Source organism: Microbacterium sp. 22215 (assembly GCF_052045655.1).
Classification (GTDB): Bacteria; Actinomycetota; Actinomycetes; order Actinomycetales; family Microbacteriaceae; genus Microbacterium; species Microbacterium phyllosphaerae.
In genome coordinates, this window is record NZ_JBQEPC010000003.1 from 192,431 (window position 1) to 206,705 (window position 14,275).

At 66.7% G+C, this 14,275-nt stretch carries 10 protein-coding genes; 1 reads left to right on the forward strand and 9 read right to left on the reverse strand.

Annotated features, from left to right (window positions below):
* Nucleotides 1–25 precede the first annotated feature (25 nt).
* The 8 genes from guaA to ACTJKH_RS06900 form a co-directional block, all read right to left on the reverse strand.
* Nucleotides 26–1,612, reverse strand: a complete 1,587-nt coding sequence (guaA, locus tag ACTJKH_RS06865) for a glutamine-hydrolyzing GMP synthase (RefSeq protein ID WP_210097228.1) — start codon at nt 1,610–1,612, stop codon at nt 26–28.
* Nucleotides 1,609–2,079: a DUF3817 domain-containing protein gene (locus tag ACTJKH_RS06870; protein WP_440736294.1), complete on the reverse strand. Its 471-nt coding sequence runs from the start codon at nt 2,077–2,079 to the stop codon at nt 1,609–1,611. Before ACTJKH_RS06870 ends, guaA begins: the two co-directional genes overlap by 4 nt.
* Before the next feature lie 41 nt (nt 2,080–2,120).
* Nucleotides 2,121–3,098: a class I mannose-6-phosphate isomerase gene (locus ACTJKH_RS06875; protein WP_440736295.1), complete on the reverse strand. Its 978-nt coding sequence runs from the start codon at nt 3,096–3,098 to the stop codon at nt 2,121–2,123.
* Nucleotides 3,095–4,303 (reverse strand): ADP-dependent glucokinase/phosphofructokinase, encoded by a 1,209-nt coding sequence (locus ACTJKH_RS06880; protein ID WP_440736296.1) that lies wholly within the window; start codon nt 4,301–4,303, stop codon nt 3,095–3,097. The genes ACTJKH_RS06875 and ACTJKH_RS06880 overlap by 4 nt, the downstream gene beginning before the upstream one ends.
* A gap of 18 nt (nt 4,304–4,321) precedes the next feature.
* The gene (locus ACTJKH_RS06885; protein ID WP_210097225.1) at nt 4,322–5,185 is read right to left on the reverse strand and encodes a ketose-bisphosphate aldolase; all 864 of its coding nucleotides are present in this window, start codon (nt 5,183–5,185) and stop codon (nt 4,322–4,324) included.
* Between the two features lie 45 nt (nt 5,186–5,230).
* On the reverse strand, nt 5,231–6,076 hold the full coding sequence (locus tag ACTJKH_RS06890; protein ID WP_210097224.1) for a carbohydrate ABC transporter permease: 846 nt from the start codon (nt 6,074–6,076) through the stop codon (nt 5,231–5,233).
* 2 nt (nt 6,077–6,078) lie between these two features.
* The gene (locus ACTJKH_RS06895) at nt 6,079–7,002 is read right to left on the reverse strand and encodes a carbohydrate ABC transporter permease (RefSeq protein ID WP_440736297.1); all 924 of its coding nucleotides are present in this window, start codon (nt 7,000–7,002) and stop codon (nt 6,079–6,081) included.
* A gap of 82 nt (nt 7,003–7,084) precedes the next feature.
* Nucleotides 7,085–8,380: an ABC transporter substrate-binding protein gene (locus ACTJKH_RS06900; RefSeq protein ID WP_210097222.1), complete on the reverse strand. Its 1,296-nt coding sequence runs from the start codon at nt 8,378–8,380 to the stop codon at nt 7,085–7,087.
* A 250-nt stretch (nt 8,381–8,630) separates the two neighbouring features.
* On the opposite strand from ACTJKH_RS06900, the gene ACTJKH_RS06905 reads away from it, so the two are divergent.
* Nucleotides 8,631–9,434: a DeoR/GlpR family DNA-binding transcription regulator gene (locus ACTJKH_RS06905; RefSeq protein ID WP_210097221.1), complete on the forward strand. Its 804-nt coding sequence runs from the start codon at nt 8,631–8,633 to the stop codon at nt 9,432–9,434.
* Between the two features lie 92 nt (nt 9,435–9,526).
* On the opposite strand, the gene ACTJKH_RS06910 is transcribed toward ACTJKH_RS06905, so the two are convergent.
* Nucleotides 9,527–14,161: an ExeM/NucH family extracellular endonuclease gene (locus ACTJKH_RS06910; RefSeq protein WP_440736298.1), complete on the reverse strand. Its 4,635-nt coding sequence runs from the start codon at nt 14,159–14,161 to the stop codon at nt 9,527–9,529.
* Between the last annotated feature and the right edge of the window lie 114 nt (nt 14,162–14,275).

The window sequence follows — 14,275 nt, forward strand, 5'->3', positions numbered from 1 at the left end:
CGTCACCGGCGTGGGAGCTCCTGCGTCACTCCCACTCGATGGTTCCCGGCGGCTTCGAGGTCACGTCGAGCACGACGCGGTTGACGTCGCGGACACCGTTGGTGATGCGGTTGGAGATCTTCGACAGCACGTCGTAGGGCAGGCGCGTCCAGTCGGCGGTCATGGCGTCTTCGCTCGACACCGGACGCAGCACGATCGGGTGGCCGTACGTGCGGCCGTCTCCCTGGACGCCGACCGAGCGGACGTCGGCGAGCAGCACGACCGGGCACTGCCAGATGTCCTGATCGAGACCTGCCTTGGTGAGCTCCTCGCGAGCGATCGCGTCGGCCTCGCGGAGGATCTCGAGGCGATCCTGCGTGACCTCTCCGATGATGCGGATGCCGAGGCCGGGCCCGGGGAACGGCTGACGCCCGACGATGGCCTCGGGGATGCCGAGCTCGCGGCCGATCGCACGCACCTCGTCCTTGAACAGGGCGCGGAGCGGCTCGATCAGCTCGAAGTCGAGGTCATCGGGGAGGCCGCCCACGTTGTGGTGCGACTTGATGTTCGCAGTGCCCGCGCCGCCGCCGGACTCGACGACGTCGGGGTACAGCGTGCCCTGCACGAGGAACTTGACCGGAGCGCCGCCCGAGGCCTTGGCCTCGGCGACGAGGTCGAGCTGCACCTTCTCGAACGCGCGGATGAACTCGCGCCCGATGATCTTGCGCTTCTCCTCGGGGTCGGTGACTCCCTCGAGGTGGCCGAGGAAGGTGTCGGCCGCGTCGACGGTGATCAGTCGCACGCCGGTGGACTCGACATAGTCCTTCTCGACCTGCTCGCGCTCGCCCTTGCGCAGCAGACCATGGTCGACGAACACCGCAGTGAGCTGGTCGCCGATGGCCTTGTGCACGAGAGCCGTCGAGACGGCCGAGTCGACGCCACCCGAGAGTGCGGAGATGACGCGGGCGTCACCGACCTGCTCGCGGATGCGCTCGATCTGTTCGGCGATCACGTTGCCGCTGTTCCAGTCGGAGGCGAGCCCGGCACCCTTGTGCAGGAAGTTCTCCAGCACCTGCTGACCGTGGTCGGAGTGCTTGACCTCGGGGTGCCACTGCACCCCGTAGAAGCCGCGCTCCTCGTTCGCGAAGGCGGCGACCTTGGTGGCGTCGGTCGTGGCGAGCACGTCGAAGCCCTCCGGGGCCTTGGCGACCTGGTCGCCGTGGCTCATCCAGACGTTCTGCTCTGCCGGCTGACCGCCGAGCAGGGTTCCGCCGTCACCCGAGATGACGGCATCCGTCGCGCCGTACTCGCGGAGGCCGGTGTTCGCGACCTCGCCGCCGAGGGTCTGCGCCATGTACTGGAAGCCGTAGCAGATGCCCAGCGTGGGAACGCCCAGGTCGAAGACCGCGGGGTCGAGGCGCGGAGCGCCCTCCTCGTACACCGACGACGGACCACCCGAGAGGATGATCGCGACGGGGTTCTTCTCGGCGATCTCGGCGGCCGTGGCGGTGTGCGGCACGATCTCACTGTAGACACCGGCCTCACGGACTCGACGGGCGATCAGCTGCGCGTACTGCGCGCCGAAATCGACGACGAGCGCGGGGCGCTGCTGGGTCTCGGACTGTTCGGTCACCGGACACCTTCCGTGGCAGGGGCGGAGGCCGCGGCGGCCTCCCTCGAAGCGAGATAGGCCTTGACGTCGCGAGCGACGATGGCCTCCATGAAGAACGACAGCAGCGGGATCACGCCGCCGAGCGCGAGCAGGATGAAGCGCAGGAAGGGCCAGCGCATCAGGCTCCACATGCGGAAGCACGCGAAGAGATAGACGACGTAGAACCAGCCGTGCGCCACGAGGATCGAGAGCGAGATGTTGAGTCCGTCGCCGGTCGATTCGAGTCCCTCAGGGCCCTCGACGACGGGAGCGAACCACAGCAGGCCGCCGGATCCTCCCGCGAAGAGCTCGAGTCGGATCGGCGTGTACTTCAGCACCATCTCGGCGACCAGCAGGAGCAGCATGACTCCGGTGATGATCGACGCGATCTGGTAGAACTTCAGCGCACCACGGATCGCCGGAAAGCTGGCGACTTTCGGTTCGGGCATGACTCCAGTCTAGCCGGGGAGAATCCGCGTCGATTCCGGCCTCAGGGCGCCGGCGGACGTGCGACGAGCAGCTCACCCGCGCCTGTCGCCTTGAGTGCTCCGGCCGCGTGGGGCACGAGCAGGGTCGAGCCGCTGCGGAGTCGCTGCGCTCCGATCTCGACCTCACCGTCGGTCACGATCACGATCGAGAAGCCCTGATCGACGGTCGCTGTTCCGTGCAGAGGGATGCGCTCGAGTCGGAAGTACTCATCGGCAGCCTCGGGGAAGGCGGATCCGGACGCGGGGGCGGTGGAGATGAGTGCGGCGAGGGTGCTGGCCGATCGTGCGCGGGTGGTCACCGCGGCGAGCGCGAGGTCGAAGCCGATCCCGAGATGGCCGACCGCGGCGCCGTCGATCGCGAAGCCTCCCCACTCGAGGAGGATCGACAGATCTTCCGGCTGTTGCAGCTCGAGCAGCAGCACGCCGGCACCGATCGCGTGCAGCTCGCCCGGCGGCACCCACACCACGTCTCCCGCAGCGACCTCGACCTCGTGCAGCAGACCGAGCAGCGTCGTCGCATCCTGTCGCTCGACGAGGGCCGCCAGATCGGATGCCTCGACATCCTGTCGAAGCCCGACGTGCACCGTGCCGCCCTGCAGGATGTACCAGGCCTCGGCCTTGCCGTGCGGTCGGCCGAGGTGGGTCGCCGCGAAGTCGTCGTGCGGGTGCGCGTGCACGGGCAGTCGCTGACCGGCATCCAGCAGCTTGACCAGGAGTCTCGTGTCGGCACCCCACCGTGCGACGTGCTCGTCGCCGAGCCAGGCGACCGGATCCCGCACGATCACGTCACGGAGCACTCGCCCGTCCGGGAGGGTGGTGAGACCGAGCTCGGGTTCGCCGTTGACCGTGGTCGTCGAGCCGATCCAGTCCTCGGGTTCGCGGGGCGCGACGGCGTCCTCGCCGCGGAAGGCGCTGATGCGCGCACCTCCGCGGTAGAAGCGCTCGGCGGGTCTGTTGGACGGCAGCAGGACGGGGTTCATGCGTTCTCCTTGGAGAGCACCGCGCCGGCGAGGAAGCCGCCGACGAATGTGTCGCCGAGACCGACCGTGGTCGGCGTGGGGACGTCGAGCGAGAACGCCGCAACGCCGACGGCACCGGGTAGCGCCGCCTCGACCGCGTTGACGAGGGCCTCCCCTCCGCCGTGACGAGGCATCCCGGCCGTGTCATCGATGTCGGCCGAGGTGAGGCCGTCGCCCACGCGGTAACGGGTGGCGGCGACGCGCACGGCGGAGTCGAGTGCGGAGCGGTGGCGGCCGGCGTCCGGCCCCACCGCGATCGCCCAGTAGCGCGTGTGCACGACCAGCGCCCGCGCGGGGATGATCGTCTGAACCTCGCGAAGCGCGCGGATGACGTCGGCCGTGTCGAGCAGGTTGACCGCGCGCCCGAGGTACTCCTGCAGCTCGTCCTCGTTCATGCCGTAGACGTCGATCTGCGGCAGCAGGCGTCGTCGCACCGTGTCGGCGAAGTCGCGGGTGTAGAAGCCCGCGTCCTCGTAGTAGACGAGAGCGTCGGCGGGCAGGCTCTGCATCGCCCGATGCACCTCGGCGAGTCTGAGCTCGAGCAGGTCGTGATCCTGCATCGTGTTGAATCCCGAGACGAGGAACACCCCGGCGCCGGACAGGGACGCGGGCAGTTCGGCAGAGAGGAGCATCCGCCGGTTCGGCGGATCGTTCGCGAAGATCAGCCGGTTGGGCGCGGGCGACAGCACGTCGCCGTCGGTGAGCCGCACGTGCGCGCCGACCGGGTACTGCACGATCAGGTGCGGGTCGAGGGTGTCCTCGGTCGCCGAGCAGATGTACGAGATCGAGTCGGGCAGCAGCCGCCGGACGTTGTCGTCGATGCTCACGAGGTGCTGGGTGCTCGGGAGCCCGAGGGCGTCGAGCACGAGGCCCGCCCGCACCCCGGTGCCACCGAGTGTGATCGCGTAGTCGAAATGCGAGACGAAGTCCTCGATCACCTCGGACGAGGCGACGAATCGCTCCGCCCCCGTGCCCGAGGCGACGAACGCGAGCACTGCCACCAGCAGCGAGCGTTCGTCGACGATCGGCGCCGTGGTCGTGAGCTCGTGGCGCCGCACGCCGTGCGCATGCGCGAGCGTGTCGAACACCGATGAGTCCCACCTGAGCTCATAGTCGACGGTGCCGCCGAGTCCGAGTACGAGCGTTCTGTCCACGTCGCCGATCATCCTCCGATTGTCCGCAGTTCAGTACAGCGAGGCCTTGCCGTCCGCCCCGAACAGATCGATCTTCTCGGCAGCGGTCACCTTCATCGCCTCGAGCGCCGCCGGCTGGATCGCGTTCGGCTCGCGCAGACGCTCATCGGTGCCGAGCACCTCGCGCATGCGGTTGTGGTACGAGACCTTGATGTCACTGGAGATGTTGATCTTGTTGACGCCCAGCTCGACCGCTCGGCGGAGCTCCGCATCCGGGTTCGATGATCCGCCGTGCAGCACGAGGGGGATGCCGATCGCGGCCTTGATCTCCTCGAGCAGATCGTGGCGCAGCTCGGGGTTCTTGTCGCTCGGGTAGAGGCCGTGCGAGGTGCCGATCGCGATCGCGAGGCTGTCGACCCCGGTCTCCTCGACGAAGCGCACCGCGTCGGCGGGGTTCGTGTAGATGATCTCGGCCGCACCCGACTCGCCGTAGCTGTCGTTCGCGCCGATCGTGCCGAGTTCGCCCTCGACCTGGATGCCGACCGCATGAGCTGCGTCGACGACCTTTCGGGTGAGCGCCACGTTCTCGTCGAACGGCAGCAGCGAGGCGTCGATCATGACCGAGGTGAAGCCGGCCTTGATGGCCGTGATGATCTGCTCGTAGCTTCCGCCGTGGTCCCAGTGGATCGCGACGGGCACGCTCGAACGGTGCGCACGCGAGTGCATCGCGGCGATCAGATCGGTGGTGATGTGCGAGACCTCGTCAGGGTGGATCGCGATGATGACCGGAGCGGCCTTCTCTTCACTGATGTCCATGATGCCGTTGAACATCGCCCAGTCGCTGATGTTGAACGCCGGGATGGCGAAGTTGTTCTCGTTGGCGACATCGAGGATGGATTTGCCGGTGTAGAGCACTTGATTCTCCTGTTTCGTGGTGGTCGTTGATCCGTCGGCGCCGCGTCAGCTCTTCACGGACCCCGCCGTGAGACCGCTGATGAAGTACCGCTGGAAGAAGAGGAAGAGGATGAGCACGGGGATGGACCCGAGCACGCTCATCGCCATGATCTGGTTCCACTCGTACGAGTGCTGACCCATGAGCAGCTGGATGCCGATGGGCACCGTGCGCATGTCGATCGTGCGGGTGAGGGTGAGCGCGAACAGGTACTCGTTCCACGCGATCATGAAGGTGTAGATGCCGACGGAGACGATGCCGGGGATCGAGATCGGCACCAGGATGCGCCACAGGGCGGTCATGGACCCGGCGCCGTCGACGCGGACGGCCTCGTCGAGCTCCTTCGGCAGGGTATTGAAGTAGCCGGTCATCATGATGATCGCGTAGGGCAGCGTGAACACCATGTAGGTGAGGATGAGCCCGAGGTACGAGTTGTAGAGGCCGAGCGCGACCATCAGCCCGAAGTACGGGATCAGCAGCGTGATCGGCGGCACGGCCTGCACGCTGACGATCACGACGTTCAGGATGCGCTTGCCGCGGAAGTCGAAGCGGCTGAACGCGTAGGCCGCCTGGATCGCCACGAGCAGGGTCAGGATCGTCACGGAGCCGGCGACGACGTAGCTGTTCAGGAAGAACCGCATCGTCTCGGGGTTCGTGAAGATCGCGACGTACGCGTCGAACGAGAACGTGTCGGTGACGAGTCGCGGCGGGAGCTCGAAGATCTGCGTGTTCGACTTGAACGAGCTCGACAGCATCCAGAGCACGGGGCCCGCGGCGAACACGGCACCGAGGATGAGGCCGATCATCACGCCGGTCTTGGCGACGCGACGCTGATTCTGCACGGTGAGAGCCATGATCAGTCCCTCGTTTTCTGGTGACGGACGTAGAAGACGGCGAGCACCATCGACATGAGCAGGACCAGCACCGCGGAGGTCGCCGCGAGCGAGAAGTCGTACTTGGCGAAGGCGAGCTTGTAGGTGAAGGTGCTGAGCACCTCGGTCACGTCGATCGGTCCGCCACCGGTGGTCATCCAGATGAGGGCGAACTGCTGCGAGGTCCAGATCAGGTCGAGCAGCACGAGGCTGACGATGATCGGTCGGAGCTGCGGGACCGTGACGTTCCAGAACCGCTGCACCGCACCCGCGCCGTCGACCGTGGCCGCCTCGTTCAGCTCGTTTGGAATGCCCTGGAGGCCCGCGAGCAGGCTCACCATGAAGAAGGGGTAGCCGGCCCAGATGTTGATGAAGATGATGGTCCCGAGCGCGAGCTGCGGTGACGCGAGCCACTCGATGTCGGTGTTGAGCAGGAAGTTCACGACGCCGTTCGGCGCGAGGAGCATGCGCCACAGGACGGCGATCACCGCCACGGTGAACAGCCATGGCAGGACGTACAGGGCCCGGAAGAACGAGCGCGAGAAGCGGCCGAGCAGCGGGCTGTTGAGCATCATCGCGAAGGCGAGCCCGAGCACCAGGTGCGCGACCACGCTGGTCACCGTGAACAGGATCGTGTTGCCGGTGGCTTTCCAGAACCGGGGGTCCGAGAGGATCTCGACGTAGTTGCCGATGCCGATGAACTCGGGCGACTTGTTCAGGATCACGTTGTCCTGGAACGAATACCCGATCACCATGACGATCGGCACGATCATCAGGACGAAGAGCAGGATGATCGTCGGCGAGAGGAAGGCGTACGACTCGGTGGTCTTGCGCAGCTGCCGCCTGCGACGCGACATCGAGACCCCGGTGACGATCACCTCGGTGTCGTCGGATGTTCTCAGACTCATGGGAAGCGTGGCTCCTTGGTTGGTCGGGTGCCGCACCGCATCGGTCGCGATGCGGCACCCCGTTCATTCGGGAAGCGGGAGATCAGAACTCCGCTTTCCAGCTCTCCTGCGCCTTCTTGAGCGCGTCGTCGATCGACTGCTGACCGTCGAAGGCCGACTGCAGCTGCTCGCCGAGCTGACGCATCAGGTCCTCCGCCACGGGGAGTCCGGTGAACTCGTTCGCCGGGTATCCCGCCTGGTAGATGTCGAACGCCTGCTTGAACAGCTCGTCGTCGTTCACGAAGTCGGGAACGGACTTCGAGTTGCCGGGGAAGGCCTTGGCCATCGTCGAGAGCTCCGAGTTGGTCTGCTCGCTCATCAGGAACTCGACGAGCTTGAACGCGGCATCCTTGTGCTCCGAGTTCTCGGCGACGCCGATGCCCCAGGATGCGTACGGGATGCCCCGCTCGCCGTCGTAGCCGTCCTCGGCGGGAAGCGCCGAGATCGAGAACTTCAGGTCGGGGTTCGTCTCGCGGATCAGGTTGATGTGCGCGAGCGAGTCGATCATCATGCCGACACGACCGTTGGTGAACTCCTCGACCTTGTCCTGCTCCTTCATGGTGAAGGAGCCCGAGGCGATCGAGCCGTCATCCCACATGTCGCCGATGAAGTCGACGGCCGAGGTGACGTCGTCGTTCGTCAGGTCGGGCTGGCCGTCCTTGAGCATCGAGCCGCCCGATGCCCAGACCCACGACATGACATCGTTCTGCACGCCGTTCGGTGCCTCCAGCGAGAGCGGGAGCACCCAGCCCGAGACGTCGCCGCCGAGAGCCGAGACCTTCGATGCCGCGTCCGCGAACTCCGAGCGGGTGGTGGGAGGTGCGGTGACGCCCGCGTCGGCCAGCAGGGTGTCGTTCGTGAACATCGGGTAGACGAAGTTCACGACCGGGATCATGTAGGTGCTGCCGTCGACCTGGATCTGGCTCGCCAGCTCGCTGTCGTCGTAGTCGTTCTCCTTCATCAGAGCGGTGAGGTCGGCGATCACGCCCTGCGAGGCGAAGTCGTTCACCCACGCGCCGTCGAGGCCGACGACGTCCGGCATGGTTCCGGATGCCGCTCCTGCGAACAGCTGTTCCTTGGTCGATGCATACGGTCCGCTCACGAGCTTGACCGTGATGCCCGGGTTGGCGTCTTCGAACTCGTCGATGAGCGCCCGGAACTCACCGTCGGGGAGCTCGGGCTCCCACCACTGTGCGAACTCGATGGTGACGTCTCCGCCATCCCCTCCATCGGTTCCGCTGTCGCCAGCCGCGCAACCTGCCACGGCCAGGACTGTCACGGCTGCTGTCGCTGCGCCGGCGAGCTTCAGAATGCGTCGCCCTCGCCCCACTGTGATCATCACTTCTCCTCTTCGAGATCGTGCCGCACACGCGCTTCGATGCTTGTTCGTGCGGTTTTAAGCCATGTTATGCCGACATTTGCGAGAACGTCAAGCACATATCTGCGTTTGTTCCCACATGTAACTACAGATTTGATGACTGTATCCCTGTTTTCCCGGCGAGAACCAAGTTGGTCATACCGAGATCTTGGATGCTGTTATCTGCTGAAGTCTGCCGACTTCTCTGCCGACATGTGCTAGAGATGTGTGCATGGAAGCATCTGCACCGTCGCCGAAGCGCCGACTCCCCGCTGGTCGGAAGGCCGATCTCGCCGCCTATGTCGAGCAGGTGGGAGAGGTGACCGTCGGAGGTCTCGCCGAGCACTTCAGCGTCTCCATCGACACGATCCGCCGCGATCTCGACCAGCTCGACCGCGAGGGCGTCGTCATCCGCACCCACGGCGGCGCCGTCAGCGCCGAAGGCCAGCTCAAAGACCGCGCGCTCGATGTGCGACTCCGGATGCAGATCGAGGAGAAGGAGAAGATCGCCCGCCTCGCCGCGGGGCTGATCGACGACGGCGCCGTCGTGATGCTCAACGCGGGGACGACCACCCTGGCTCTCGCCCGTGCTCTGCGCAATCACCGCGATCTGACGATCGCCACGAACAATCTCCGCATCCCGGCGGAGATCTCGCCCTCCGCCTTCCGCGACCTGTATGTCTTCGGGGGAGCCGTGAGGGCGATCACGCAGGCCACGACCGGACCCGTCACGTTCACGATGACCCCCGGTGGCCCGGAGGTCGACATCCGCTGCGATCTCGCGCTGATCGCCGTCGGAGCGATCGACGAGGCGGGGTTCTCGACGTCGAACATGGGCGACGCGAACATGATGTCCGAGATGATCCAGCGTGCCGAGCGCACGGCGATCCTCGCCGACTCCTCGAAGTTCGGTCGCCGCCTGTTCGCGCAGGTCACGACTCTGGACCGTGCGGACTACCTGGTGACGGACACTCCCCCGGAATCGGCGTTCGCGACCGCTCTCGCGCAGGCCGAGGTCGAGGTCATCTCCGCCTGACGCGGCGATCGCTCGCACGCACGACGAAGGCCGCCGGGATGTCTCCCGGCGGCCTTCGCCTCTGTCATACCTGCGTCACGCTCACGATGGCGTCAGAACCACCCGTTGAGGAGGTCCCACAGCCAATCGATGATGCCACCGATGATGCCACCGATGCCGCCTGCGCGGTTCACGGTGACGGTGGCCGTGGCCGCGTCTCCGTCGGCCTGCGCGACTGCGACCGTGTACTTGCCCGGCTGCGTGCCCTTCGGCACGGTGACCGATGTCGAGAAGGTGCCGTCGGCCTTGACCTTGACGGTGCCGACCTCGGTGGCCGCACCCTTCTTGGGCCGCAGCTCGACGGTCACCGTCTCGCCGGGCTCGTAGCCCTCACCGGTGATCTTCAGCTTCTTGCCCGCGGTCACCTTCGAGGATCCGAGGTCGATGGAACCCGCGAACTCCGCCGGCTCCTCCCCCGCGATCGTGAACGGCACCTGCACCGTCGTCCCGGTCCCGGCGACCGCGACGGTGAGCAGCTGCTCCCCGTAGACGCCCGAGGGAACCGTGAAGGTGAGCGACGCACGACCGGCCTCATCGGTGGTGTCGACGATCGTCGGGTCGACAGCACCGGCGGCGAGCTGCGTGTCACCGAGCGACAGCGTCACCTGGCCGGGAGCCTGCTCCCCCGCGCTGAAAGCCAGCGAGGAGAGCGCGACGGTCACCTGGTCGCCGGCGCTGTAGCCGTCGGCATCCGGTGCGCTGACCGAGACGCCCACCGCGCGCTGGGCGAGGTCGGGGGTCGCGGTCTTGTTCGCGTCGAACCAGTCGACCATCGACTGCAGGTCGATCTTGCCGGTGTCGCGCTTGCCCGTGCCCTCCTTGAAGGTGAAGAAGTTGTCTCCACCCGCCGCGAGGAACGAGTTGGCCGCCACGGTGTAGTTCGCCGCCGGGTCGATCGCGGTTCCGTTGAGCGTGATCGAGGTGACCCGTGAGCCCTGTGCGGCTGCGGGGTCGTACGTGTAGACGAGCCCCTCCGACACACCGAGCTTGAGGAACGGACGCGCGGAGCCTGCCGGCTGCCACTGCTCCTCGAGCACGCCCTTCAGCTGCGCGCCGGTGAGCGTCAGCGTCACGAGCGTGTTGGCGAACGGCTGCACCGTCGCCGCCTCACGGTACGTGACGTTGCCGTTCGGGTCGCTGGCGTTCGACGAGGCGTACGTGAGGTTGGCACGGATGCCACCCGGGTTCATCAGCGCGATGTCCGCGCCGGTGGACCACTTCTGCACGTCGGCGACGAAGTTGCCGATGGTGGACTCGCCACCGCGGTTCTCCGACCCGTTCGTCTGGCGAGCGCGGTTGAAGTCAGCGGTGATGTCGCCGACCTTCACCGCTCCGAGCACATCGGCCTCGGCCTTCGCCTTGGCGACGATGTCGGCGACCTCAGGAACGGCCGGGTAGAGCGGCTTGCCGGCGGCGGTGAGGGGCTTGATCTCGTTGGTGATCGAGATGAGCTCCTTCGTCTTCGGGTCGACCTGGAGGTTCATGAGACCCAGGTTCTCGCCGTACTGCCCTGCCGAGACGACCGGTCGGCCGTCGATGACGTGGTTGTACGCGAGGTGGGTGTGCGCCGACACGATCGCGTCGACGTCGTCATCGACTCCGTAGACGATCTCGCCGAGGGGCGAGTCCGGAGTGATGCTCGACAGCTCGACGCTGGATGCGCCCTCGTGGACGAGGAGGATGACGACATCCGCCTCGCCGTTGGAGGGGTCTCCGTCGCGCAGGTCGTCGGCCACGGCGTTCACCGAGTCGGCGATGCTGCGCACCTCGAGGTCGGCGATGCCCTCGGGAGACACGAGCGAGTCGAGGTCCTCCGTGACGGCGCCGACGAAACCGACGCGCACGCCGTCGAGCTCCTTGACCCAGGCCGGGGCGAGCGCAGGCTCTCCGGTCTCGGTCACGAACACATTCGACGAGATGTACTCCCAGTCCGCGCGGTCCTGCACACGGTCGCGCAGATCCTCCCAGCCCTGGTCGAACTCGTGGTTTCCTGCCGCGCTGACGTCGAGACCGGCGGCGTTGAGCGCATCGATCGTCGGGTTGTCGTCGTTGATGAACGAGGTGAACGTCGAGGCGCCGATCAGGTCACCGGCGCCGGCGAAGATCGTGTTCGGGTTCTCCTCGCGGAACTGCTTCACGGCTCCGGCCACCACGGCGGCACCGGCGGCAGCGCCGTCGGCTTCGATCCGGCCGTGGAAGTCGTTGATCGTGACGACGTCGATGCTGACCGGCGGGATCTCGGACGAGACACCGACGACGATCGGGTCGTGATCGCTGGAGCGGAACGGCGTGCCCGCCTCGGTGGCGCCGAACGCGTAGCCGCGGTCGCTCCACTCGGGCGAGTTGATGCTCCACACACCTGCACCGGTGATCGATGCGGCGAGCGACGGGGATGCCAGCACGTGGTCGAGCGAGCCGAGCTCACCGTCGAACGAGTAGGTGTGCTGCTCGGGGGCCTTCTCCCGAGCGACGTCGCTCCACCCCGCGGTCGTGAAGACCTCGATCGGGTCTTCCTTCGCGTAGGCGTTGAAGTCGCCGATCAGCAGGATGTCGCTGCTGCCGGTCTTCTCTTCGATCTCTTCCGTGAAGCCCTTGAGCGAGTTCGCCTGCTTCACGCGGTCGGCGTTGAAGAAGCCCTGGCCGTCAGCCGGCTCCGCGCCGCCGCCCTCGGGTGCCGACTTCGACTTGAAGTGGTTCGCCACGACGGTGACGACGCGTCCGTCGATGTCGAACGCCTGCGCGATCGGCTCGCGGGCGTTGCCCCAGACGGTCTCGTCGGTCACGGTCAGGCTGTCGCCCACCGTCTCGACGGCATCCTTCTTGTAGATGATCGCGCTGGTGATGTAGTCCGTGGTTGCCGAGTCGTTCAGCTCGTCGGGGGTGCGGACGTAGTCCCACTCCTCGCTGCCCAGAGCGTCGTTGAGTCCGTCGACCAGATCGGCCAGCGCCTCGTCGAGCGAGCCGCCGAGCTTGATCGAGTTCTCGATCTCCATGAGCGAGACGATCTCTGCGTCCAGCCCGTTGATGGCCGCGACGATCTTGGACTTCTGGATCTCGAACTGGGCCGCGTTCGCCGCGCCCCGAGCGTTCGAGTTCTCGCTCTTGAGCGTCGTGAAGTAGTTGAACACGTTGAACGACGCGACCTGCACGTCGCCGCCCACGTCGGGTGCCGAGTCGGTGCGGGGGTTGGTCGCGTCGAAGCCGACCTTCAGGTCGTCGGACGAGGTGCTGTCGATCGGCACGACCGGCTGCAGACGCCAGTCGTCGAAGCCGTACTGCAGCACGTATCCGTTGTCGCTGAAGTCGACCGTGTCGCCGTTGCGGACGACGAGGTCCTTCGTGAAGTAGGGCTGGTCGTTCGGGTGACCGCTGTTCGTGACCTGGATCGACCAGCCGTCGTCGAGGAGGATGCGGTTCGCGCGGTTCGCCGCGGCGATCGCCTTCGCCTCGTCGCCTGGGCGCACGGTCTCGGTGTTCTTGACGTTGAGGTCGGCACCGGCGTTCAGCCAGAGCGCTCCGAAGTTGTAGAGCTGGTGGCTCGACGCGACGCGGTAGGTGCCGGCGGGTGCGACGTACATGTTCTCGTACTGCTCGCGGTCCGTGCCCTCGATCGTGTCGGGAAGCGGCGTGAGCTCGGGGACTCCCACGCCCGCCTGCACCACCGAGACGCCGGAGAGCGCGGTGGGGTTGATCTGGGTCTGGCCGAAGTACTCGCTGACGGAGCCCGTGACCGAGACGAGATCGCCGATCTCGAGCGTGGGCGCGAGCGCGTTCAGGAAGACGAAGACGCCGTCGGATGCGCCGGGGGTGGCGTCGTTCTCTCCGCCAGACCCCTGAGTCTGGATGACGATGCCCTTGTAGCCGCCGGTGCGGTAGTCGGCCGTGACGACACCCTCGACCGTGACGGTCTGGCCGTTGAGCGGCGAGACATCACCCGTGCCCTGGACCTCGGCGATGGACACCTCGGTCGGGTCGGTGCCAGGGTCGGTGCCCGGGTCGGTGCCGCCGGTGTTCTGGGGCGTGATGGTCGCCGAGAGGCTGAAGTCCGCCTTGTTGTCGTCGGTGTCCTTGCCGTCGGTGCGGTTGAGCGACTTGACGTCGGTGTTGCCGGTGGGCGGCGTCGCCGCTGCAGTCTCGAAGGTGTTCGAGGTGCCGTAGCCGAGCACGTCGATGACGCCGTCGACACCGGTGACCGAGCCCGGAGTCAGCGCGACCGCTGCGGTGCCGTCGACGAGTGCGAGGGTGCCGTTGGTGCCGCTCGGGTTGAGGGTGCTCACCGCATCCGCGGTCGGCAAGGCGGCGCCGTTCGCGCCGTTGCTGCCTGCCTGCACGAGGTAGTGGCCGCCGGCCGGGATGACGCCGGTGAGCGGCGCGACGCCGTTGGAGTTGCCCGTTCCCGTCGCCGAGCGGTACTGCAGCGACATGCCGTCGAGCGTGACAGGCGATGCGGTGGGGTTGTAGAGCTCCACGAACTTGTTCGTGAAGGCTGCGCCGGCACTACCTCCGGAGAGGTAGGCCTCGTTGATGACGACCCCCGTCCCGGAGACGTCGGCGGATGCGGGAGCCGCGATCAGGGCGCTGGCGCCCAGAGCGGCGACGCAGGTGGCGGCGAGGACGCCGAGACGCCCCCGACTTCTGCGAGCTGACCCGTGAACCTCGTGGTTCGCGGCGTCGGGAGCGGACATCATCTGTGTTGTCTCCTCGGGTATCGTCTGGCGACGGCTCTCGTGAAACCGTGGCTGCGCGCTCTCAGCTGACGCACATGTGAGCGAGCATACGGAGGCCCTCAGACAACCTCAACG